The following is a 23611-nucleotide window of genomic DNA, read 5'->3' on the forward strand; positions in this document are numbered from 1 at the left end:
GCGACGTGAGCTGAGGCGAAGGGGCGGACCCGGACGACGGGTCCGCCCCTTCGCCGTGCGTGCCTACAGCCGTGCGTCCGTACAGCGGTCACGGGAACGCGACCCTCCGGCGTTCGGGGATACTGGACGGGCAGACCAAGAGGGAAAGGCCACCACACGTGACTGAGATCGAGATCGGGCGCGGCAAGCGCGGCCGCAGGGCGTACGCGTTCGACGACATCGCCATCGTCCCGAGCCGGCGCACCCGGGACCCGAAGGAGGTCTCGATCGCCTGGCAGATCGACGCCTACCGCTTCGAGCTCCCCTTCCTGGCCGCCCCCATGGACTCGGTCGTCTCCCCGCAGACCGCGATCCGCATCGGCGAGCTCGGCGGCCTCGGCGTGCTGAACCTCGAGGGCCTGTGGACCCGCTACGAGGACCCGCAGCCGCTGCTCGACGAGATCACCGGGCTCCCCGAGGACGCCGCGACCCGCCGCCTCCAGGAGATCTACGCCGCCCCGATCCAGGCCGACCTGATCGGGCAGCGCATCAAGGAGGTACGCGACTCCGGCGTCGTCACCGCCGCCGCGCTCTCCCCGCAGCGCACCGCGCAGTTCTCCAAGGCCGTGGTGGACGCGGGCGTCGACATCTTCGTCATCCGCGGTACGACCGTCTCCGCCGAGCACGTCTCCGGCGCCGCCGAGCCGCTGAACCTCAAGCAGTTCATCTACGAGCTCGACGTCCCGGTCATCGTCGGCGGCTGCGCCACGTACACCGCCGCCCTGCACCTGATGCGCACCGGCGCCGCGGGCGTCCTGGTCGGCTTCGGCGGCGGCGCCGCGCACACCACCCGCAACGTGCTGGGCATCCAGGTCCCGATGGCCACCGCCGTCGCCGACGTGGCCGCGGCCCGCCGCGACTACATGGACGAGTCCGGCGGCCGCTACGTGCACGTCATCGCCGACGGCGGCGTGGGCTGGTCCGGCGACCTGCCCAAGGCGATCGCCTGCGGCGCCGACGCCGTGATGATGGGCTCCCCGCTGGCCCGTGCCACCGACGCGCCCGGCAAGGGCCACCACTGGGGCATGGAGGCCGTCCACGAGGACGTGCCGCGCGGCAAGAAGGTGGACCTGGGCACGGTCGGCACCACCGAGGAGATCCTCACCGGTCCGTCCCACACCCCCGACGGCTCGATGAACCTCTTCGGCGCCCTGCGCCGCTCGATGGCCACCACCGGCTACAGCGAGCTCAAGGAGTTCCAGCGGGTCGAGGTCACCGTTGCGGACTCCCAGCACCGCCGCTGACCCCACCCGGGCAGTACCACCGAGGGCCGGCTCCCGTCAGCGGGGGCCGGCCCTCCGGCGTACGCGGGGCCCGTGGGCGGCGGTCAGCCCAGGCCCCGGACGCGCCGGCGCAGGCAGATGCCCCACGGCACCCCGAAGCACGCCGTCAGGAACCAGAAGGCGCCGAGTTCGCTCCACACCGGCCCCTCCGGCGAGATCGACGTGTCGAACTCGGCGAAGGTGAGGATCACCGCCAGCATGCCCATGCCGGCGGTGAGGACACCGAGGATCCACAGCACCGCCGTGAGGGCGCCGCTGCGCGGTGCCCGCGGGCGGGCGGCCGGTGGCGTGGGGCGTTCGGCCGCGGCGGTGCCCGGCCGCGGGATACGGTCCGGGTCGCGCGGGGGCATGCGGACGACCGCGGTCGGCGGGACGCCGGCGTCCAGCGGGGCCAGTTCGGCGGCCGTGATCCCGTGCAGGGCCGGTTCGACGGCGAGGGTGAAACCGTCGTGGCCGATCAGGTGCCGGCCGCCGTCCGGGTAGACGTTCATCAGGGAGCACTCGGCGTAGCGCACGGTGATCCGGCTGTCGCCGGGGCCGGTGAGGCTGACTCCGTCCGAGCCGACCAGCAGCGCGACCTCGCGGTCCTCCAGGGAGGTGTAGCGGCGCCCGGTGACGATGTCGGCGGACTCCTGGGGCGCGGCGGCCACGCCCGCCCACTCCACGCCCCGGCCGGGCACCTGGAGCAGCGCGTTCGCCCACAGTTCGCGGGCGACCTGGCGCAGGTCGGCGACGGTGACCGCCGCGATCTCGGCCCGGGCCTGCTCCTCGGTCAGGTTGCGGTGGCCCAGGAGCAGGTTCATCGCGTGGGAGGGCAGCATCGCCGCGGCCAGGTCCGGCGCGTCGAGGTGGCTGAGGGCGCTCGCCCGTACGGCGTCCAGGTCGGCCTGCTCGATCCGGCCGGCCCGCAGCTTGGCCAGGACGTCGATGAACGCCCCGACCACGGCGCCCTGCTTCTCGGGGAGCGCGTCGGCGTACGCGAGGACGGTCGCGTGGTCGGCGTCGCGGACGCAGTAGTCGGCGGCCGCGGTGTAGGAGTAGCCGCCCTTCTGGCGCAGCTCGCGGAACAGCTCCTTGCCCAGCACCTCGGTGAACAGGTTCGCCCGCGTGGAGCGGGGCAGCACCGAGGACAGCACGACGCCGCCGTCGTCGCCGTGGAAGTACGCGGGGGTCTGCGGCAGGGCCGAGGTGGGCGCGGGGGCCGGGCGCCAGGTGCCGGAGGGCAGGGTGAGGTCCAGGCCCTCGGGCAGAGTGTCGGTGGTCATCCACAGGACGGCGTTCTCGCGGGTGAACCATTCCTGCGCCCAGGCGCGCACGGCGTGGCCGGTGAGCCGGTGCAGGCCGGTCTCGCCGTAGCTGGTGAGGCCGTAGGAGCGGGAGCCGTAGCGCCACAGCGGCAGGGCGTGGCCCGGGCCGCGGCCGCGGCCGGCGCCCTCGGTGCGCAGGATCTCCTTCTCGGTCTCCAGGCGCTCCATGGGCAGGTCGCGCAGGGCCGCGCAGACGCCGTTGAGGTACTCGACGACGTCGGCGGGGGTGCCGGTGACGTGGAAGTGGGTGTACGCGGCGGCGGTGGCCCCGTTGTAGTGCAGGTCGCTCAGGCCGTGGCGGTGCAGCGCGAGGTGCTCGACCAGGTGGGTGACCCCGCTGGTGGCGAGGGACTCGTCGGCGCGGCCGACCCGGAAGAGCAGGCCGGCGGTGACGGGCCCGGCCCGGTGGGCGAGGACGGTGCGGACGCCGTCGACGGTGGTCTCGGTGATCATGCTCGTGTTCCTCAGCCCTTGGCCAGGGCGGTCTTTCGGTGGCGGACGAAGGCGGCCTCGTGGTCGCCGTTGCCGACGTATCCCCACGGGAACTCGCTGGCGTGGTCGCCCAGGGCGCGGAAGTGCGGGGCGGCGTCCGCGGGGCGGCCGGCCACCGAGTGGGCGGCGGCGAAGGCGCTGTGGGCGCCGACCGCCTGGTGGCTGTCGGGGCGGAAGGCGGGGTGCAGGACGGAGCGGCGGGCGGCGTCGACGAGGCGGGCGTGCCGGCCGGGGTCGCGGAGGTGGCGTTCGGCGGCCTGCTTGCTCTCCTTCTCCGTCAGTTCCAGGTAGTGCTCCATCTGGAGGACGGCGACCAGCGCGCCGTTCGGGTTGCCCTCGGGCGCCTTCGCGACGGCGTCCCGGACGAAGGCGTCGGCGGCCTCCCAGGTGCCGCCCCACTTGGGGCACAGCTGCTGGAGCAGCTGGAGCTGGCCGGAGTAGTGGTGCGGGTGGTGCTCGGCGAGGCGGTCGTGGCGGCGCCGGGTCTCGCTCTGGCCGAGCTCCAGACCGCGCCCGGTGATGATGCGCACGTACCAGGCCAGGCCGTACGCCGGGTACTCGGCGCAGACGTCGATGAGCAGCTGCTCGGCCTGCCGCAGGTGGGCGAAGAACGCGTCGAACTGGCGGCGCGAGACGTGCTCGGCCCGGGCCGCGGTACGGACGTCCCAGCCCGCCTGGACGAGCCGCTGGGCCAGCAGGGTGCGCGGCAGCGGGTCGCCGGGGCGCTGGTCGGCGACCTGGCGCAGGAACGTTTCCGCGCCCGGGGTCTCGGCCACGGTCCGACAGGCCTGGACGCGGTCGTCCTCGTCGGGCAGGGCCTCGAAGGCGGCGGCGACGGCGTCCCATCGGCGGTCGGTGACGGCGGAGCGGAGTGCGGCGAGGGCCGGGACGCGTTCGGTGGGTTCGAAGACGGGCCGGCCGGTGGAGGGAAGTGCGGACACGCGCGGATCATATGGCCGCCGCCGTTCCCGGCAACAGGGTTTTCGCAGTTCAGCGGTGGTCTGCCGGGCGATGTGGCGGAGCCGGCGGATGGTCCGGGTCCCGTGCGCCGAGCCCCCTGGTGGGGGCGGGGACGGGACCCGGCGCGGCGCGGCGGGTCAGGCGGCGGTCTTGCGGGCCGTCTGGAACGCCACGACGGCGCCGATCGCGAAGAACGCCAGCGAGATCGGGCTGGTCTCCTCCGTCCAGGCCTCCTGCACCAGGGCGAAGTGCTGGGTGAGCAGCTCGAACGCGCCGACCGGGGCGACCTTCGCGCCGATGATGGCCGTGCCCAGCAGCTGGCCGCCGTAGACGGCGCCGAGCGAGAGCAGTGCGCTCACGACCGGCAGGACCGGGTTGGAGCCGCCGATCTTGCCCGAGGCCAGGCCGATCAGGAAGCCGACGCCGAGCGCGGCGTAGCCGATCTCGTACTCGGTGGCGCCGATGATGCCGCCGTACGCGCCGGCCGCGATGAGGGCGGCGACGACGGCGGCCACGATGCCGAGGCCGACGTTGCCGCGGCGGGCCGGGGCGACCGGCGCGCCGAAGCCGGCCGGGGTCTGGGAGTCGGGCGCCGGAGGCTGGAACTGCTGGCTCATGAAGAAATCCCCCCCAAGGGATCGGACGCGCCTACGTTCCTACGAATGTATGCGCGAGATAAGTGACGCCGCAGGCTAGCAGCAGCCACCGACATCCGGTGGGGGATTTCCCCGGCGACGGGGCGGGGGCGGGGGCGGTCAGAGCCGGTGCGCCGCGCCCACCGGACTGGCGCCGCGGGTGTCCAGGAGCAACTGGGCCTTCACCGCGAGACCTTGGAGGTCGTACGTGCGGTGCTGCTGGAGCAGGATCGTCAGGTCGGCGTTGGCCGCGGCCTCGTACAACGATTCGGCACGGGGGACGGGCCGGTCGCGCACCCGCCACCCCGCGATGTACGGGTCGTGGTAGCTGATCAGCGCGCCGAGGTCGAGCAGGCGGCTGGCGATCTCGCGGGCCGGGGCGCCCTCCTGGTCGGCGAGGTCGGGCTTGTAGGTGACGCCGAGGAGCAGGACGCGGGCGCCGCGCGCGGACTTGCCGTGCTCGTTGAGGAGGGCGGCGCTGCGCTGGATGACGTACTGGGGCATCCGGCCGTTGATCTCCTGGGCCAGGCCCACCATGCGCAGGGGGTGGCCGGGGGTGCGGGTGGTGTGGGGGAGGTAGTTGGGGTCGAGGGGGACGCCGTGCCCGCCGACGCCGGGGCCGGGGCGGAAGGCCTGGAAGCCGTAGGGCTTGGTCTCGGCGCAGCGGACGACGTCCCACAGGTCCACGCCGAGGTCGTGGCAGAGCACGGCCATCTCGTTCATGAGGGCGATGTTGACGTGCCGGTAGTTGGTCTCCAGCAGCTGGACCGTCTCGGCCTCGCGCAGGCCGCGGGCCCGGACCACCTTGTCGGTCAGGCGGGCGTAGAAGGCGGCCGCCGACTCGGTGCACGCGGGGGTGAGGCCGCCGATCACCTTCGGGGTGTTGGTGAAGGTGTGCGTCCGGTTGCCCGGGTCGAAGCGGCTGGGGGAGTAGGCCAGGTGGAAGTCCCGGCCGGCCCGCAGCCGCGAGCCCTCTTCGAGGATCGGGCGCAGGAAGTCCTCGGTGACGCCCGGGTGGACGGCCGATTCCAGGATGACGGTGGTGTGCGGGCGCAGCCGGCCGGCCAGCGCCCGGGCCGCCTCGCCTACGGCGTCGAGGTCGAGGGCGCGGTCCGGGCCGAGGCGGGTGGGCGCGCAGATGACGGCCGTGCGGACCCGGCCGAGTTCGGCGGCGTTGGTGGTGACGCGGAAGCCGGCCGCCGACATCCGGCGGATCTCGGCGGCGGTGAGGGGGGTGTCGGTGGCCGGTCCGGCAGCGTAGCCGACGGTCTCGATGCCGGCGGCGACGGCGGCCTGGGCGAGTGGGAGGCCGAGATGGCCCAGTCCGATGACGGCGAGATCTGCGGGCATGGGGTGCCGTCCCTTTCCCTGACATGAGAGGGCTGAACGCGCAAGTCCTGTGGAGAGAGGGAGTTGGCGCTATGTCAGACTAGGCGTATATATGACCGATCTGCGGCATTGTGGACTGGTGGCGATCATTGTGTTGTCCACAGGCGGTGGCTGATGTCGGGACGTCCCGTCAGAATCATGGCGGAGGGGGATGTGAGCGGGATCACCCGCACCAACGGGAGGCAGCGGTGAGGACAGCGACACTGGGACCCGCGCAGCGCGCCGAGGCGCTCGCCCGAATGGCCGAACGCGAGGTCGACGTGCTGGTGGTGGGCGCGGGCGTGGTGGGCGCCGGCACCGCGCTCGACGCGGCGACCCGAGGCCTCTCGACGGGGCTGGTCGAGGCCCGGGACTGGGCCTCGGGCACGTCCAGCCGGTCGAGCAAGCTCATCCACGGCGGCCTGCGCTACCTGGAGATGCTCGACTTCGCGCTGGTGCGCGAGGCGCTCAAGGAGCGGGGGCTGCTGCTGGAGCGGCTCGCCCCGCACCTGGTCAAACCCGTGCCGTTCCTCTATCCGCTCCAGCACCGCGGCTGGGAGCGTCTCTACGCGGGCTCCGGCGTCGCGCTGTACGACGCGATGTCGGTCTCCAGCGGCCACGGCCGGGGCCTGCCGGTCCACCGGCACCTCTCGCGCGGGCGCGCCCTGCGGGTGGCGCCGTGCCTGCGCAAGGACGCGCTGGTGGGCGCGCTGCAGTACTACGACGCCCAGATGGACGACGCGCGCTACGTCGCCACGCTGGTCCGCACGGCCGCGGCGTACGGGGCGCACTGCGCCAACCGGGCGAGGGTGATCGGATTCCTCCGTGAGGGCGAACGGGTGGTCGGCGCGCGCGTCCAGGACGTGGAGGGCGGCGGGGAGTACGAGATCCGCGCGAAGCAGGTGGTGAACGCGACGGGGGTGTGGACGGACGACACGCAGGCGCTGATCGGCGAGCGCGGGCAGTTCCACGTCCGGGCCTCCAAGGGCATCCACCTGGTCGTCCCCAAGGACCGCATCCACTCCACGAGCGGCCTGATCCTGCGCACGGAGAAGTCCGTCCTCTTCGTCATCCCGTGGGGCCGGCACTGGATCGTGGGCACCACCGACACCGACTGGGACCTGGACAAGGCGCACCCGGCCGCGTCCAGCGCGGACATCGACTACCTGCTGGACCGCGTGAACTCCGTCCTCGCCGTGCCGCTGACCCGGGACGACGTGCAGGGGGTGTACGCGGGCCTGCGGCCCCTGCTGGCCGGCGAGTCGGACGCCACGAGCAAACTGTCGCGCGAGCACACGGTGGCCCACCCGGTGCCGGGGCTGGTGGTCGTGGCCGGCGGCAAGTACACGACGTACCGGGTGATGGCCAAGGACGCGGTCGACGAGGCGGTGCACGGGCTCGACCAGAGGGTCGCGTCGTGCGTCACCGAGGACATCCCGCTGGTGGGCGCGGAGGGCTACCGGGCGCTGTGGAACGGGCGGGCCCGGATCGCCGCGCGCAGCGGACTCCATGTGGTGCGCGTGGAGCACCTGTTGAACCGGTACGGCGCGCTCACGGAGGAACTGCTGGATCTGATCGCGGCGGACCCGAGCCTGGGGGAGGCGCTCACCGGGGCGGAGGACTACCTGCGGGCCGAGGTCGTCTACGCGGCCTCGCACGAGGGGGCGCGGCACCTGGACGACGTCCTGACCCGGCGGACCCGGATCTCGATCGAGACCTTCGACCGCGGGACGCGGTCGGCGCGGGAGTGCGCGGAGTTGATGGCGCCGGTCCTGGGCTGGGACAAGCAGCAGATCGAGAAGGAGGTGGAGCACTACGAGAAGCGGGTCCAGGCGGAACGCGAGTCGCAGCGGCAGCCGGACGACCAGACGGCGGACGCGGCACGCCTGGGCGCCCCGGACATCGTCCCCATCTGACCGGGGAACCGGACACCCGTGGCACCCGTCCGTTGCGGAGTGAGGAACAATGAGGGTTCGGCCAAGGCTGGTTACGCCCGGGCCCAGACGGCTGGCGGGCCGGCCGGACACGGTGCCACGATTGCGGAGGGGACGCATGTCGAAACCGGAGCACACACGTACGCCGGGAGACTCCGTCGCTTCCGCAGCAGACGCCCCGGAACAGGAGCCCACGACGGCGCCGTCGGCGGACAGGGTGCCGCTGGTGAAGCAGCGTTCCGGGGACGGCGGGGGGACGGCCGGCGGCGCGACGTCACCGGCCCCCGAGGGCGGTGCGGACGCCGTCGCGACGACGGAACCGGAATCCGGGACGGCTGCCGGGGCCGGGTCGGCGACGCCGGCGGCCAAGTCCGCGTCGACGCCTGCGTCCGAGCCCGCGTCGGCGCCTGAGACCGCGCCCGCGTCGGTGTCTGCGTCCGAGCCCGCGTCGGGTGCCGGCGCCGGTGGTGACGACGCTCCGCGGGACGCGGCCGCCCCGGCGGCGGCGGCCGGTGCCGTGCCGCTGGTGAAGCAGCGTTCCGCAGGTGACGGCGAGGCCGCCGTGAAGGCCGGGCCGCCCGCGGCTGCTCCCGCCGCCGACGACGAAGAGCTCGAAGACCTCACCGATGCCGTCCCGCCGCTGGTGAAGCAGCGCTCCGGCGCGCGCGACGCCGACCGCAAGGACGCCGTCCCGGCCGCCCCCGCGGCGCCCGCGGCCCCCGCACCCAAGGACGCCGCACCCAAGGACGCCCGCCCCGCCGACGCGGCAGGCCGCAAGGACGGCAGGGCCGGTGACGGGGCGACAGGCGTCAAGGGCGTCACCAAGGACACCGGCGAGGACGAGGGCCGGCTGCTCGCCCGCCGGTACCGGCTGGTGTCCGTGCTCGGCAAGGGCGGCATGGGCACCGTCTGGCGTGCCGTCGACGAGACGCTCGGCCGTACCGTCGCCGTCAAGGAACTGCGCTTCGGCAACGGCGTCGACGAGGACGAGAAGCGCCGCCTGATCACGCGGACCCTGCGCGAGGCCAAGGCCATCGCCCGGATCCGCAGCGCGGGCGCGGTCACCGTCTACGACGTCGTCGACGAGGACGCCCGCCCCTGGATCGTCATGGAGCTCATCGAGGGCCCCTCGCTCGCCGAGTACATCCGCGAGCGCGGCACCCTCACGCCCCGGCGCGCCGCCGAGGTCGGCCTCGCCGTGCTCGACGTGCTCAAGGACGCCCACGGCGAAGGCATCCTGCACCGCGACGTGAAGCCCTCCAACGTCCTCATAGCGGACAGCGGACGCGTGGTCCTCACCGACTTCGGCATCGCCCAGGTCGAGGGCGACCCCTCGGTCACCTCCACCGGCATGCTCGTCGGCGCCCCCTCGTACATCGCGCCGGAGCGCGCCCGCGGTCAGAAGCCCGGCCCGCCCGCCGACATGTGGTCCCTCGGCGGCCTGCTCTACGCCGCCGTCGAGGGCTCCCCGCCGTACGACAAGGGCTCCGCCCTCGCCACCCTCACCGCGGTGATGACCGAGCAGGTCGACCCGCCGAAGAACGCGGGTCCGCTCACCGAGGTCATCTACGGCCTGCTCGCCAAGGACCCCGCCCAGCGCCTCGACGACGCCGGCGCCCGTGCCCTGCTGACCGCCGTCATCGACGCGCCCGAGGCGGAGCCGGTCCCGGCGGTCGAGGAGACCCGGCAGATCTCGCTCGCCGAGGCCAAGGAGGCCGCCGAGAAGGCCGCGGCCCTCAAGGCGGCCGAACGGGCGGCGGAGAAGGCCGCCAAGGAGGCCGAGAAGGCGGCCAAGGAGGCGGAGCGGGCCGAGCGCAAGGAGCGCGAGCGCCGCGAGCGCGAGCAGCGCGACCGCGCCCGCGCCGCGCTGAAGGCGGCCCGCAAGGCCGCCGAGGAGGCCAAGGCGGCCGCCGCCGTCACCACCTCGGCCGCCGAGGCCCCGGCCGACGCGGCGTCGCCGTCCGGCGGCGGTGGCCTGGGCCGGCGTCAGGCGCCCGTCGCCGCCCCGCTCACCGATGTGATGCCGCGCCGCACCATCGCGCTGGCGATCGCCGCGGTGGTGGTCGTGCTGGCCGTGGTCGGCGGGCTCCTCGTGTACGCCTTCAGCGGCGACGACAAGGACAAGGGCAAGGGCGCCAAGGGCGGCGGAGCGACCGCGTCCGGCAACCCGTCCCCGGGCGCCGGCGCGGGCAACGGCGCGGGCAACGGCCAGGGCGGGGGCTCCTCCCCGGCCCCGGACGGCAGCGCCACCCAGGGCCAGGGCCAGGGCGAGAGCCAGGGTCAGGGGCAGGGTCAGGGGCAGGGGCAGGGCCAGGGACAGGGGCAGACGCCCGGTCAGGACGCCGGCATCGGCGTCCCGGGCGGCGGCACCCCGCCGCCCGGCCCCGGCACGGGCGGCGGTGCGCCGGCGGGCTACGTCCAGGTCACCAACACCAAGTTCCACTTCTCGATGTACATGCCGGAGGGCTTCCACCAGACCGCCATAGCCGGGGACAACTCCGGCGCCATACACAGCCGCGACGGCGGCTTCCCGCGGATCCAGGTGGACTACACCAACAGCCCGAAGAACGACGCCAAGCTGGCCTGGGAGCTGGGGGAGCGGTCGACCGGCAGCTCCAGCAGCGGGTACCGCCTGCTCGGCATCCGGGCCACGACGTACCGGGACTACCCGACCGTCGCGGACTGGGAGTTCGAGCGGGTGCAGAACGGCACCAAGGTGCGCGTCCTCAACCGCGGCTTCAAGGTGGACGCGACGCACGGCTACGCGATCATGATCAGCTGCGCGGCGGACCAGTGGGACGGCGCGGAGTGCACGCAGATCCGGAACACGGCGTTCGAGACCTTCCAGATCGTGGACTGATCGGTCACCCCGACGGGGCGGACTGAGGCAGGCCCGGGACGCGGGCGGCCCCGGCGACGTATCGTGTCGGCGGGGCATGGGGGACACCGCACTCGGGGGAGGCGAAGTGGACGACTACGCGGGCCGGATCCTGGCCGGACGCTACCGTCTGCCGGTGCCGCCGTCCGACGACCAGGAGCTCGTCGAGACCCGCGCCTTCGACACCCGAAGCGGGCAGGAAGTGCTGGTCCGGCAGGTGCCGTTACCCGAGGTCGTCGACGCGGAGCTGCTCGACGGACACCGGGCGCCGGAGGTGGTCTCCCCGGGGGACCTGCCGGCCGTCCGGCGGGCCATCGAGGCCGCGCAGGCCGCGGCCCGGATCCCCGACCACCCGCGCCTGGACCAGGTGTTCGACGTGTTCGCCGAGGGCGGCTCGCTGTGGATAGTGAGCGAACTCGTCCCCGCCCGCCCGCTGGCCGCGCTCGTGGCCGACCAGCCGCTGAGCCCGTACCGGGCGGCGGAGGTCGCCTCGGACGTGCTGACCGCGCTGCGGGTCCTGCACGCGCACGGCTGGACGCACCGCAACATCACCGTCCGCACGGTCCTGGTCTGCGACGACGGCCGTGTGGTCCTGACCGGCCTGGCCGCGGGCGCCGCCGAGGAGGCCCTCTGCGGCTACGACCCGGTCCCCGCGTCGGCCGGCTGGGGCAGCGCGGCCGCCTACGGCGACCCGGACCCCACCACCGCCGCCTACGACGCCCCCGCCTACGGTTCCGGCTACGGCGCCCCGGCCTACGGCACCCCCGTCCCCGGCGACCCCGGCCGCGGTGCCCCGGACCACGCCGACTACGACGCCCCGCCGGCCTTCGGTTCCGGCGACGGTGGTTCCGGCCACAGCGACCCCGCGTCCGACGGTCCCGGCCGCCGTGGTTCCGGCTACAGCGAGCCCACGTCCGACGGTCCCGGCCGCGGTGGTTCCGGCTACGACGGTCCCGCCGACGGCGCCCCCGGCACCGGCGACCCCGGTCACCGTGACGACGCCGGGTCCCCCCGGCCCCGCGGGAACACCGGCGCCGGATACGCCCCGTTGGTGGCACCCGGGTACGACACCGCGCCGCTGCCCCGGCAGGTGACCGGGCCGCTGTACGCCGACCAGATCGTCCCGCAGCGCGAGCCGGACCCCGCTCCCGGCCGCCCGGAGCCGCGGCCCCGGCCGCTCCCGGAAGGGGCCGGGTCGCCCCCGGACCCGGACCCCGGCCCGGCGGCGGGCCCCCGGCCGGAGAACGGCGGTCCCGCGCGCCCCGACCAGCGGGCCGCCCGGTCCGGTGGCGCCATCGCCGCCTACCGGGCCGGTGCCCAGGCCGCCGCCCGCCGTGAGCTGCGGCCCGAGCCGCGCCCCGAGGGCTCCAACCTGCCGCAGGGGTATTCGTATCCGTACGGCGGCGCCCCGGACGAGACGCCACCGCCGTTGCCGGCCGTACCCTCCGGACCGCGCGCCCCCCTCGCCCTCCCGCAGGGCTACCAGCAGGCGGACCCCGACCCGGCCCCGGACCCGGCCCCCGCGCCCCTCCCGGCCTCCGCACCCGCACCCGCCGCCGTGCCCCTCCCCGCCCCCGCACCCGTCCCCCTCCCGCCCCGCGGCGGCTGGGACGCCGAGGGACCCCGCGCCCGTACCGGTCCCGCGACCGCGCTGGCCGCCGAGCGGGCCCGGCAGACCCGGATGGCCGTCGTCGGTCCCGTCACCGAGCGGTGGGCGCCCGAACAGGCCGGCCCCGTCCACGGGAACTGGCAGCTGGCCGCCCCCGTCGGGCCGGCCACCGACCTGTGGGCCCTGGGCGCCCTGCTCTACCGGGCCGTCCAGGGCCACGCCCCCTACCCCGAGGACAGCACCGCCGAACTCGTCGAGATGGTCTGCGCCGAGCCGCCCGCCTTCGCGGAGGAGTGCGGTCCGCTGCGGCCGGTCGTGGAGTCCCTGCTGCGCCAGGACCCCACTGAGCGGCCCGACTTCGAGGAGCTGCGCGGCTGGCTGCGCAGTCTCGTACGGTCGGCGCCCGAACCCGAGGGCGCCACGGACGTGATAGCGCTCCCGGCGCCCGACCCGGCCCGGCTGCCCGTCGTGCGCCGGCGCGCCGACCTCTCCCACGGCCGCCACCGCGGCGCCCCCCAGCCGCGCCGCCGCGGGCCCCGTGCGCTCGGCCGGACCCTGCTGGTGTCCATCCTGCTGGCGCTCGCCGGGGCGGTGGCCTACGCGATGGTGTTCATGCCCAAGGCCGACCGGGCCGACCCGGTCGCCGACCGCGGCCCGGCCCCCGTGCGCACCACGCCGCAGCCGTCCCAGCCGTCCCCCCCGGCCCCCGCCGGCGGCCCGGGCGGTACGGGCGGCACGAGCGGTACGGGCGGTACGCCGTCGGCGGCGCCCGAGTCCAAGCCGGCCCCCCAGACGGCCCCGCCCGGATTCATCACCTCCCAGGACCCCGAGGGCTTCCAGATCGTCGTCCCCGAGGGCTGGGAGCGGCGGCCGATCAACGACATGGGCCAGGTCCGCTACAGCAACGGGGACCACCACCTGATCGTGGTCCCCGGGCGCGACGCCGTCGAGGGCAAGCCCGACCCGGCCGCGTACCAGAAGGACAAGCAACGCGAATTGGAGCCGTTCCGGTCCTCGACCTGGGTGACGTCGCGGGGCATCCGGACGACCACGGTCGGCCAGCAGCTCATCGCCGAGGGCCAGTACACGTGGATCGACGGCGGCGGCCGCAGCGTCTACGCCCGCAACTACGTCGTCGCCCTCGGCGGCCGCTACCACGTCGTCATGGTGACGGGGCCGCAGGACGGGGAGTCCAAGGTCACCGAGGTCTTCGAAAAGGCCACGGGGAGTTACAGGCCGGGCCGCTGACGGAGAGTCACTACGGCAATTGCGTCACAGTGCTGTCTCACCGCGCCCGTCCGGTTCCGGCATCGCCCGACCGCTCCGTAATCTGGCCCGGAGTGCACAACAGTGGCGGGGTTTCGTGGATAACAGGACAGGTGCGGGCGCCGTGCTCGTGAGCCGGTACCGGCTCGTCGAGTCCATCGGCCGCGGCGGCATGGGCAGGGTCTGGCGCGCGCACGACGAACTGCTGAACCGGACGGTCGCCGTCAAGGAGCTGACGGCGGGTCTGTACGTCGCCGAGGCCGAGCGGGCGGTGCTGCACGCCCGCGCGCAGAAGGAGGCGCGGGCCGCGGCCCGGATCGCGGATCCGGCCGTCGTCACCCTGCACGACGTCTTCGAGCACGACGACCGGCCGTGGATCGTCATGGAGTACATCGACGGCCCCTCGCTCGCGGACGCCGCCAAGGAGGCCGGCCGGATCGAGCCGCGGGAGGCGGCCCGGATCGGACTGCACGTCCTGGGCGCGCTGCGCGCCGCGCACAAGGTGGGCGTGCTGCACCGGGACGTCAAGCCCGGCAACGTGCTGCTGGCCAGGGACGGCCGGGTGCTCCTCACCGACTTCGGCATCGCCGCGATCGAGGGCGACTCCTCCATCACGCGCACCGGCGAACTCGTCGGTTCCATCGACTACCTGGCCCCCGAGCGGGTCACCGGCGGAGCCCCCGACCCGGCTTCCGACCTGTGGTCGCTGGGCGCCACCCTCTACACGGCCGTCGAGGGCCGCTCGCCGTTCCGCCGTACCTCGCCCATCTCCAGCCTGACGGCCGTGGTCAACGACGAACCGCCCGCCCCGCGGCAGGCGGGGGCGCTCGGTCCGGTGATCACCGCGCTGCTGCGCAAGGACCCGGCCGAGCGGCCGTCGGCGGCCGAGGCCGAGCGGATGCTGATCGAGGCGATGGAGGGCCGCGAGCCGAAGGCCGCCCAGGCGTACGTCGCGACCCGCACGATCGGCCCGGAGGAACGCGCCGGTGACCGGCCGGCCGAGGCCGCCGGGAGCACCCGGAGCACCCGGAGCACCCGCAGCGCCGTGGAGCCGCCGGCGTCCGGCGCTGCCGCCGGTGCGTCCGGCACCCGGGGCGTGGCCACCGCGCGGCTCGAGGACTCCGGCGGGGCCGCGGTCCCGCCGGTGCGCGGCGGCGCCGCGGGCCGGGTGCGCCGGGCCGCACTGGTCGCCCTGGTGGCGGCGGTGCTCGGCGGCGCCGGGGTGTTCGGCGTGCTCAAGATGACCGAGAAGGGTGCCGACGGGGGGAGCGGCGGCGGTACGACGGCCGGGGCGTCCCCCGACGGCAAGGCCACCGGCGGCAAGCCCACCGAGGGCAAGCCCTCCGAGAGCGGGGTCCCGGTCCCGGCGGGCTGGCAGCGGGTGACGGACCCCGAGGGGTTCACGCTGTTCGTGCCCGACGGCTGGCGGCGGCAGACGGACGGGGACCAGATCGACTACACCCCCGACAACGGCAAGCACAAGATCCGTATCGGCGTCGACAAGACGCCCGACCACGTCAATCCGTACATGCACCTCCTGGACCTGGAACGGCAGGTCAAGGAGCGGACGGACTACCAGCGCAAGTGGCTGAACCAGAACACCTTCCGGGGCCAGGAGAAGTCCGCGCTGTGGGAGTTCACCTGGACCGAGAAGCAGGGGCACCCCGGCCCGCGGCGGCTGATCGAGCAGATGTACTACGCGCCGGACGGCACCGAGTACGGCATCTACATGGCCGGCCCGGCGTCGGACTGGACCACGATGCGGGAGCAGTTCGACATCGTCCTGCGGGGCTGGGAGCCCGCCGGAGGGTCCGCTTCACCCTGATCGGGTCATTTCTGCCAGCGATCACTGGCGGAAACGTAAATTCGGGTTACCGGCGGGTACCCAAAGGCTCGCCGTCGGCATACGCTCACCGCCATGACGGTCTTGCAGGCGCCTGCCTTCACCAATCCCTCGGCTCCCACCCCGGCGGGTGTCCGCACCGCCGCCGACGTCGTGACCCCTGAGCTGGTCACCCGGCTGACCCGCGGAGTCATCGGCTCCGGCAGCACCGCCAACCACACCCCCTTCACCGGGGACAAGCTGGCGGACCTGCCCGAGGCCACGCCCGAGGACGTGGCCGCCGCCTTCGACCGGGCCCGCGCCGCGCAGAGCGCCTGGGCGGCCGTCCCCGTACGGCAGCGGGCGGCGGTCCTGCTGCGCTTCCACGACCTGGTCCTCGCCCGCCAGGCCGAGGTCCTCGACCTGATCCAGCTGGAGACCGGCAAGGCGCGCCTGCACGCCCACGAAGAGGTCCAGGCCGTCGCCGTCGCCGCCCGCCACTACGGCCGCAAGGCACCCGCCTACCTGCGCCCCAAGCACCACACCGGCGCCATGCCGACCCTGACCAAGGTCACCGAGCTGCGCCAGCCCCGCGGGGTCGTCGGCCAGATCGCCCCCTGGAACTACCCCCTGGAGCTGTCGGTCGGCGACGCGCTGCCCGCGTTCGTCTCCGGCAACGCGGTCGTCATGAAGCCCGACACCGAGACCGCGCTGACCGCCCTGTGGGCCCGCGAGCTGCTCATCGAGGCCGGACTGCCGGCCGAGGTGTTCCAGATCGTGATCGGCGAGGGCCCGGTCGTCGGCCCCGAGGTGGTCCGGCACGCCGACTACGTCTCCTTCACCGGCTCCACCCGCACCGGCCGCGAGGTCGCGCAGGGCGCCGCCGCCCGCCTGGTCGGCGTATCGCTGGAGCTCGGCGGCAAGAACGCCATGCTCGTGCTGCACGACGCCGACATCGAGAAGGCCGCCGCCGGGGCCGTGCGCGCCTGCTTCTCCTCCGCCGGCCAGCTGTGCATCTCCATCGAGCGGCTCTACGTCCACGCCTCCGTCGCCGACGCCTTCGTCGAGCGGTTCGCGGCCCGCACCAAGGCCATGCGCCTGGGCAGCGCCCTCGCGTACGGGGCGGACATGGGCTCCCTCGTCGGCGAGCGCCAGCTGGAGACCGTACGCCGCCACGTCGAGGAGGCCGTGGAGAAGGGCGCCAAGCTGGTGGCCGGCGGGGTCGCCCGCCCGGACCTCGGCCCGCTCTTCTACGAGCCGACCATCCTCGACGGCGTCGAGGCACCGATGGCGGTGTGCGCCGAGGAGACCTTCGGCCCGGTCGTCGCCATCTACCGGTTCACCGACGAGGACGAGGCCATCGCCCAGGCCAACGCCACGGCGTACGGGCTCAACTCCAGCGTGTGGACCAAGGACGCCCGCCGCGGCCACGCCGTCGCGGCCCGGCTGCGCACCGGCACCGTCAACATCAACGAGGGCTACGCCCCGGCGTACGGCAGCGCCCAGGCGCCGATGGGCGGCATGAAGGACTCCGGTCTCGGCCGCCGGCACGGCTCCGAGGGCATCCTCAAGTACACCGAGGCCCAGACCGTCGCCCACCAGCGGCTGCTGCCGATGGCGCCCTCGCTGGGCATGACCGACGACAAGTACGCCGCGTTCATGACCCGCAGCCTGCGCGTCATGAAGGCGCTCCGACTGCGATAGAGGACGGGAACCGGTGGACGACCACGGGTACGACTACGACGTCATCGTCATCGGATCCGGCTTCGGCGGCTCGGTGTCGGCCCTGCGGCTGACCGAGAAGGGCTACCGGGTCGGCGTCCTGGAGGCCGGCCGCCGCTTCGCGCGCGCGGACCTGCCCAAGAACTCCTGGGACCTGCGCAACTACCTGTGGGCCCCGGCCTTCGGGCTGTTCGGGATCCAGCGCATCCACCTGCTCGGCAACGTGATGGTGCTCGCGGGCGCCGGGGTCGGCGGCGGCTCGCTCAACTACGCCAACACCCTGTACGTGCCGCCCGCCGCCTTCTTCCAGGACCGGCAGTGGGCGGGCATAACCGACTGGCAGGAGGAGCTGGCCCCGTACTACGACCAGGCCCGGCGCATGCTGGGGGTCCGGCTCAACCCCACCATGACCCCCTCCGACGAGCACCTGCTGGCCGCCGCCGAGAAGATGGGCGTCGGCGACACCTTCCACATGGCCCCGGTCGGCGTCTTCTTCGGCGACGGCAAGGACGCCAGGGACGCCGACGGCACCACGGGCGCCGAGGACACCGGGGAGGCGGCCGGCCCGGGTGCCGGCGGCGCGGCCGCGCGCCGGGTCCGGCCCGGCGAGGAGGTCCCCGACCCGTACTTCGGCGGCGCCGGACCGGCCCGCCGGGCCTGCACCGAGTGCGGCGAGTGCATGACCGGCTGCCGGCACGGGGCGAAGAACACCCTCAACGAGAACTACCTGCACCTGGCGGAGCGGGCGGGCGCGGTCATCCACCCGATGACCACCGTCACCGCGCTCTCCGAGCACCCCGACGGCGGCTACCGGGTCCGGACCGTTCCCACCGACCACCGCCGCAAGGGCCGGGCCAAGGTGCTGCGCGCCCGGTACGTGGTCGTCGCCGCCGGTACGTACGGCACCCAGACGCTGCTGCACACCATGAAGGACCGGGGCGAGCTGCCGCGGATCTCGGGCCGCCTGGGCGATCTGACCCGGACCAACTCCGAGGGGATCGTCGGCGCGCAGACCAGCGACCGCCGCTACCGCAAGCGGCACGGCGGCACCGGCCGCGCCGACTTCACCCGGGGCGTGGCCATCACCTCCTCCGTCCACCCCAACGCCGACACCCACATCGAGCCGGTGCGCTACGGCAAGGGCTCGAACGCGATGGGGTTCATGACGGTCCTCCAGGTGCCGTACGGCAAGCACCGGGTGCTGGCCTGGCTGGCCAGGACCGCGACCCACCCGGTCCAGCTGATGCGTTCGCTGTCCAACCGGCGCTGGTCGGAGCGGACCATCATCGGCCTGGTCATGCAGTCCCTGGACAACTCGCTGACCACCTACCGCAAGCCGCGGGGCCTGGGCAAGGGGCTGCTGACGGCCCGGCAGGGCCACGGCGCGCCCAACCCGACCCAGATCGAGGAGGCCACCCGGGCGGCGACCCTGCTGGCCGAGGAGATCAACGGCTTCCCCGGCAGCAACGTGGGCGAGCTGGTGGGCACCCCGCTGACCGCGCACTTCCTGGGCGGCTGCCCCATCGGCGCCAGCGCCGAGGAGGGCGTGGTCGACCCGTACCACCGCCTCCACGGCCACCCGGGCATCTCCGTGGTGGACGGCTCGGCGGTCTCGGCGAACCTCGGCGTCAACCCGTCGCTGACGATCACGGCCCAGGCGGAGCGCGCGATGGCGTTCTGGCCGAACAAGGGCGAGGCGGATCCGCGGCCGGCGCAGGGGGCGGCGTACGAGCGGCTCGTGGCGGTGGAGCCGGTCGCTCCGGCGGTCCCGAAGGACGCGTTCGGGGCGCTGCGGCTGCCTTTGCTGCTGCCCGTGCCCGAGGTGCCGAAGAGGGCCTGACACGTGTCGCGGCGGCGGGTTCTGCGCTCCCCCTCCGAGGGCAGAACCCGCCGCCGCGTACATAAGTGACAGGTGATCAGTCCGGATGGTTGCATGTGATGCCCGTCACGTCGCAAAGTGTGCAACTGTGACCCGCCCTCAGAGGTCTCGACGTTCATGGACAAGCGCATCTCCCTGCTGGCCGCTACCGGGTTGACCGCCCTGAGCGTCGGCCTGACCGCACCGGCGCACGCCGCGGACCGCGTCTTCCCGCTGAGCGGCCCCGCCAACGCCGTGCTCCAGCCCCACCCGGAGACGGGGGCTCCGAAGGAGAAGAGCCTTCGCTACGACCTGAACTACCTCGGCGTCGGCAACAGCTTCGCCGGTGATTTCACCATCACGTTCGACCTCGGCAAGGTCGCCGGGGTGGCGTCGGTCCGGCTCGACCCGGCCAAGCCCAACCCCAAGTGCGCCCCGAGCGGCACCACGATCGTCTGCAAGCAGCAGGAACTGTCGGTCGGGAACGGCGCCGAGGGCGGCTTCGACCTGCTGGTCTCCGCCGCCCAGGGCAGCAAGAACGGCGCGAGCGGCGACATCGCCGTCACCGGCAAGGTGGCCGGCGCGACCATCACGCCCGTCACCACCAAGGTGACCGTCGGCGGCCCCGACCTGGTCGTGGACGAGCTGAAGCTCACCTCCGAGGCGAAGGCCGGCGACCGCCAGGCCCTCCCGCTGGCGTTCGCCAACCGCGGCACGCTGCCCGCGAAGTCGATCGCGCTGGAGCTGGACACCTCGTACGGCCTGGAGCTGGCGGAGGTGTACGACAACTGCCGCCGCGAGGAGCGCGGTGTCCCGGTGGGCACCCGCACGGTCTGCCTCGTCGAGGGCGAGTTCCTGCCCGGCGAGTCCTACCAGCTCTCCCCCGAGTCCCCGCTGCACCTCAAGGTGACCGAGAAGGCGTACAACGACCGGCTGCGGTACGGCGTCGTCCCGGACCCCGTGCCGGTCAAGGACCAGGACAAGATGCCGGGCACGACCCCGGTCGAGCAGCCGGCCACCGGCAAGAAGCTCATGGCGGTCAAGGCCCAGGCCCCCGTCCAGGCCAAGTCGGCCGGCGAGGACCGCCGGTTCTTCGGCGCGGCCGAGCAGACCGACCTGAACCCGGTCGACAACGAGCGGACCTTCGACTTCACCGCCAAGGCCAACAAGGCCGACTTCGAGGCGATCGCGTTCTCCCAGTCCGGCAAGGCGGGCGACACGATCGCGGCCGAGCTCGGCTTCCGCAACAAGGGCCCGGCCTGGATCAGCCACCTGCGCTCCGGCGAGAGCGTGGCCCGTACCGACATCGTGGTCCCGGACGGCATCAAGATCACCGAGGTGCCGGTGAACTGCCGCGCGGTCAACGCCGACGGCAGCGACCGCAAGGAGCAGCCCGGCGCGCCGCGCTACTTCTGCGACGCCGGACTCGTGGCGTCGGCGAACGGCAAGCACGACCTGCGCTTCGTGATGAAGATCGAGAAGGCCGTCGCGAACGCCAAGGGCTCCGTGACCGTCGGCGAGCCGACGGCGACGGGCACCAAGCCGCACGTCTTCGACCCGGTCACGGTCAACAACACGACCCCGTTCGTGGTCGAGGTCAAGGACGGCGCGAGCCCGAGCCCGAGCGCCTCGGCCTCCGCTTCGGCCTCCCCGTCCCCGTCCGCCTCGGCGTCGGCCTCGGCCTCGGCCTCCCCGGTCGTGTCCTCCGGCCCGTCCGCCGCCGGTGGCGCGGGCGGCAACCTGGCCTCCACCGGCAGCTCCGTCGGCCCGGTCGCGCTGGGCGCGGCGGCCGCGGTGATCGTCGGCGGTGCGCTGTACGTGGGGGTGCGCCGCCGGTCCGCCGGGCGCGCGTAAGCACGCACGTACGAGATGTGAAGAGAACGGCCGGCCCGGGCGTCCCCGGGCCGGCCGTCCTTGTGAGGTGACCGGGCTGCTGTCCCCTGCCGTCCGGTCACGCGCCGCAGCGAGGTCCCACGACGCACGCTCCACGAACGGCGTCTCATCGCTGCGGCGGAGCCACGCGTGACAACCTCACCAACGAAGGGCCCCGGGGCCGGTCACGGTCCGGAAGGGTGACGAACGCCAGGCGGACGAACGCGCGGCTGACGGACGTCATACGCGGCCGCGGCACAGCTCCAGCAGGGTCATCGCCAGCGTGGTGCCCGGCTTGCCCAGGGCGTCGCTCCAGTGCGCGAGCACCTCCATCTCGCGCGACAGGTGCACCCGGCGGCCGCCGGAGGCGATCCGGGCCTCCTGGATGACCGCCGAGACGGCCATCCGCTCCTGGATCAGGCCGATGATCCGGTCGTCGAGGGCGTCGATGCGCTCGCGGGAGCCGGCGATCAGCTGCTCGGGGGTGGTGGCGACGGTGCTCATGATCTCTCCTGAAGGGGTGTGGGCCCGGTGCCGCCAGGAGACGGGAACGCGCGAGCGCCCCGGTCCTGTCGGACCGGGGCGCTCGGGGAAGTCAGTGGCTCAAGCGAGCATCACAAGGACCCATGGCGACCGGACCGACCGGTGCCATAGGTAAAGACGAAGCTCAGCTGCTTGTGCATGGAACGGATTATTACCCTCCGTCCCCCTCCCGGCCAACCCGGTTCGGATGGTGAGACGAAGCCGGGGGTGCGCCCCCCGTTAGAATCGACAACACAACACCCTCTTTCCGCCGGAAGGCCGCCCCGTGCCAGTAGCACCCACCGCCGCACCGGACGTCGTCCTCGTTGTCGACTTCGGCGCGCAGTATGCCCAGCTCATCGCCCGCCGCGTCCGTGAGGCCCGGGTCTACAGCGAGATCGTGCCCAGCACGATGCCCGTGGCCGAGATGCTGGCCAAGAACCCCAAGGCGATCATCCTCTCCGGCGGCCCGTCCTCCGTGTACGAGGAGGGCGCCCCGCAGCTGGACCGCTCCCTCTTCGAGGCCGGGATCCCCGTCTTCGGCATGTGCTACGGCTTCCAGCTGATGGCCACCACCCTCGGCGGCACCGTCGACAACACCGGCGCCCGCGAGTACGGCCGTACCCCGCTGAGCGTCTCCAAGACGGGCTCCACCCTGTTCGAGGGCACCCCCGAGCACCAGTCGGTGTGGATGTCGCACGGCGACGCCTGCTCCGCCGCGCCCGAGGGCTTCACCGTCACCGCCTCGACGAACGTCGTGCCGGTCGCGGCCTTCGAGAACGACGAGAAGAGGCTGTACGGCGTCCAGTACCACCCCGAGGTCATGCACTCCACGCACGGCCAGCAGGTCCTGGAGCACTTCCTCTACCGCGGGGCCGGCCTGGAGCCCACCTGGACCACCGGCAACATCGTCGAGGAGCAGATCGCGGCCATCCGCGAGCAGGTCGGCGACAAGCGCGCCATCTGCGGCCTGTCCGGCGGCGTGGACTCCGCGGTCGCCGCGGCCCTGGTCCAGAAGGCCATCGGCTCCCAGCTGACCTGCGTCTACGTCGACCACGGCCTGATGCGCAAGGGCGAGACCGAGCAGGTCGAGAAGGACTTCGTCGCCGCGACCGGGGTCCAGCTGAAGGTCGTCGACGCGCAGGAGCGATTCCTCACCGCGCTGGGGGGCGTCTCGGACCCCGAGGAGAAGCGGAAGATCATCGGCCGCGAGTTCATCCGCGTCTTCGAGCAGGCCCAGGCCGAGATCATCGCCGAGGCCCCCGACGAGACCCCGGTGGAGTTCCTGGTCCAGGGCACCCTCTACCCGGACGTCGTCGAGTCCGGCGGCGGCACCGGCACCGCGAACATCAAGTCGCACCACAACGTCGGCGGCCTCCCCGAGGACCTGGAGTTCCAGCTCGTCGAGCCGCTGCGCCAGCTGTTCAAGGACGAGGTCCGCATGGTCGGCCAGGAGCTCGGCCTGCCGGACGAGATCGTCCAGCGCCAGCCCTTCCCCGGCCCGGGCCTGGGTATCCGGATCGTCGGCGAGGTCACCAAGGAGCGCCTGGACCTGCTGCGCGAGGCCGACGCCATCGCGCGCGCCGAGCTCACCGCCGCCGGCCTGGACCGCGAGATCTGGCAGTGCCCGGTCGTCCTGCTCGCGGACGTCCGCAGCGTCGGCGTCCAGGGCGACGGCCGCACCTACGGCCACCCCGTCGTGCTGCGCCCGGTCTCGTCCGAGGACGCGATGACCGCCGACTGGACGCGCATGCCGTACGAGGTGCTCGCCCGGATCTCGACCCGCATCACCAACGAGGTCCCGGACGTGAACCGCGTGGTCCTGGACTGCACCTCCAAGCCCCCGGGCACCATCGAGTGGGAGTAGGCCCCGGGGCCCCGTGACCGGGCCCTCCCTCCCGCCTTGCGACCGCGGCCGTGGGGGCGGCCCCGGGCCCCCCCCGCGGGGGGCCCCCCCCCCCGGGGGCCCCCCCCCCGGGTAAGGAACAGGCGGGCGCACCTACAGGAGGCGCCCCCACCCCCCAGGGGCGGGGGGGGGGGGGGC

14 protein-coding genes are annotated in these 23611 nt (G+C 73.9%); 9 read left to right on the forward strand and 5 right to left on the reverse strand.

What is annotated here, in order from left to right; genetic code table 11:
* The first annotated feature begins 158 nt into the window (after positions 1–158).
* On the forward strand, positions 159–1283 hold the full coding sequence (locus tag ACIPXB_RS22205) for a GuaB3 family IMP dehydrogenase-related protein (protein WP_401452474.1): 1125 nt from the start codon (positions 159–161) through the stop codon (positions 1281–1283).
* 83 nt (positions 1284–1366) lie between these two features.
* On the opposite strand, the gene ACIPXB_RS22210 is transcribed toward ACIPXB_RS22205, so the two are convergent.
* From ACIPXB_RS22210 to ACIPXB_RS22225, 4 genes are all read right to left on the reverse strand, one after another.
* Positions 1367–3082: a M16 family metallopeptidase gene (locus ACIPXB_RS22210; protein WP_401452476.1), complete on the reverse strand. Its 1716-nt coding sequence runs from the start codon at positions 3080–3082 to the stop codon at positions 1367–1369.
* A gap of 11 nt (positions 3083–3093) precedes the next feature.
* Positions 3094–4062: a hypothetical protein gene (locus ACIPXB_RS22215; protein ID WP_401452478.1), complete on the reverse strand. Its 969-nt coding sequence runs from the start codon at positions 4060–4062 to the stop codon at positions 3094–3096.
* A 156-nt stretch (positions 4063–4218) separates the two neighbouring features.
* Positions 4219–4698: a hypothetical protein gene (locus ACIPXB_RS22220; protein ID WP_401452480.1), complete on the reverse strand. Its 480-nt coding sequence runs from the start codon at positions 4696–4698 to the stop codon at positions 4219–4221.
* A gap of 138 nt (positions 4699–4836) precedes the next feature.
* The gene (locus tag ACIPXB_RS22225; RefSeq protein WP_401452482.1) at positions 4837–6066 is read right to left on the reverse strand and encodes a nucleotide sugar dehydrogenase; all 1230 of its coding nucleotides are present in this window, start codon (positions 6064–6066) and stop codon (positions 4837–4839) included.
* A 227-nt stretch (positions 6067–6293) separates the two neighbouring features.
* On the opposite strand from ACIPXB_RS22225, the gene ACIPXB_RS22230 reads away from it, so the two are divergent.
* The 7 genes from ACIPXB_RS22230 (at position 6294) to ACIPXB_RS22260 (ending at position 21027) form a co-directional block, all read left to right on the forward strand.
* The gene (locus tag ACIPXB_RS22230) at positions 6294–8000 is read left to right on the forward strand and encodes a glycerol-3-phosphate dehydrogenase/oxidase (RefSeq protein WP_401452484.1); all 1707 of its coding nucleotides are present in this window, start codon (positions 6294–6296) and stop codon (positions 7998–8000) included.
* 136 nt (positions 8001–8136) lie between these two features.
* On the forward strand, positions 8137–10878 hold the full coding sequence (locus ACIPXB_RS22235) for a protein kinase (protein ID WP_401452486.1): 2742 nt from the start codon (positions 8137–8139) through the stop codon (positions 10876–10878).
* A 76-nt stretch (positions 10879–10954) separates the two neighbouring features.
* Entirely contained in the window at positions 10955–13753 is a 2799-nt protein-coding gene (locus ACIPXB_RS22240; RefSeq protein WP_401452488.1) for a serine/threonine protein kinase, read from the forward strand.
* A gap of 115 nt (positions 13754–13868) precedes the next feature.
* Complete coding sequence (locus ACIPXB_RS22245; RefSeq protein ID WP_401452490.1) at positions 13869–15596, forward strand: serine/threonine-protein kinase; 1728 nt, start codon at positions 13869–13871, stop codon at positions 15594–15596.
* A 93-nt stretch (positions 15597–15689) separates the two neighbouring features.
* The gene (locus ACIPXB_RS22250; protein WP_401452492.1) at positions 15690–17297 is read left to right on the forward strand and encodes a succinic semialdehyde dehydrogenase; all 1608 of its coding nucleotides are present in this window, start codon (positions 15690–15692) and stop codon (positions 17295–17297) included.
* A 13-nt stretch (positions 17298–17310) separates the two neighbouring features.
* Complete coding sequence (locus tag ACIPXB_RS22255) at positions 17311–19155, forward strand: GMC oxidoreductase (protein WP_401452493.1); 1845 nt, start codon at positions 17311–17313, stop codon at positions 19153–19155.
* A 156-nt stretch (positions 19156–19311) separates the two neighbouring features.
* Positions 19312–21027 (forward strand): peptidase, encoded by a 1716-nt coding sequence (locus tag ACIPXB_RS22260; RefSeq protein WP_401452495.1) that lies wholly within the window; start codon positions 19312–19314, stop codon positions 21025–21027.
* Between the two features lie 258 nt (positions 21028–21285).
* Here ACIPXB_RS22260 and ACIPXB_RS22265 read toward each other — a convergent pair whose 3' ends face one another.
* Positions 21286–21549, reverse strand: a complete 264-nt coding sequence (locus tag ACIPXB_RS22265; protein ID WP_401452497.1) for a chorismate mutase — start codon at positions 21547–21549, stop codon at positions 21286–21288.
* 304 nt (positions 21550–21853) lie between these two features.
* Here ACIPXB_RS22265 and guaA point away from each other — a divergent pair, with 304 nt between their 5' ends.
* Positions 21854–23434: a glutamine-hydrolyzing GMP synthase gene (guaA, locus tag ACIPXB_RS22270; RefSeq protein ID WP_401452499.1), complete on the forward strand. Its 1581-nt coding sequence runs from the start codon at positions 21854–21856 to the stop codon at positions 23432–23434.
* Positions 23435–23611: the final 177 nt, after the last annotated feature.

The organism is Streptomyces sp. NPDC090022 (genome assembly GCF_044748145.1).
Classification (GTDB): Bacteria; Actinomycetota; Actinomycetes; order Streptomycetales; family Streptomycetaceae; genus Streptomyces.

Excerpts from the sequence above, each read along its gene's own strand:
- ACIPXB_RS22240 (WP_401452488.1), top strand. The coding sequence starts at position 10,955 with ATGGGGGACACCGCACTCGGGGGAGGCGAAGTGGACGACTACGCGGGC.
- ACIPXB_RS22210 (WP_401452476.1), bottom strand. The coding sequence starts at position 3,082 with ATGATCACCGAGACCACCGTCGACGGCGTCCGCACCGTCCTCGCCCAC.
- ACIPXB_RS22235 (WP_401452486.1), top strand. The coding sequence starts at position 8,137 with ATGTCGAAACCGGAGCACACACGTACGCCGGGAGACTCCGTCGCTTCC.
- ACIPXB_RS22250 (WP_401452492.1), top strand. The coding sequence starts at position 15,690 with ATGACGGTCTTGCAGGCGCCTGCCTTCACCAATCCCTCGGCTCCCACC.
- ACIPXB_RS22265 (WP_401452497.1), bottom strand. The coding sequence starts at position 21,549 with ATGAGCACCGTCGCCACCACCCCCGAGCAGCTGATCGCCGGCTCCCGC.
- ACIPXB_RS22260 (WP_401452495.1), top strand. The coding sequence starts at position 19,312 with ATGGACAAGCGCATCTCCCTGCTGGCCGCTACCGGGTTGACCGCCCTG.
- ACIPXB_RS22225 (WP_401452482.1), bottom strand. The coding sequence starts at position 6,066 with ATGCCCGCAGATCTCGCCGTCATCGGACTGGGCCATCTCGGCCTCCCA.
- ACIPXB_RS22220 (WP_401452480.1), bottom strand. The coding sequence starts at position 4,698 with ATGAGCCAGCAGTTCCAGCCTCCGGCGCCCGACTCCCAGACCCCGGCC.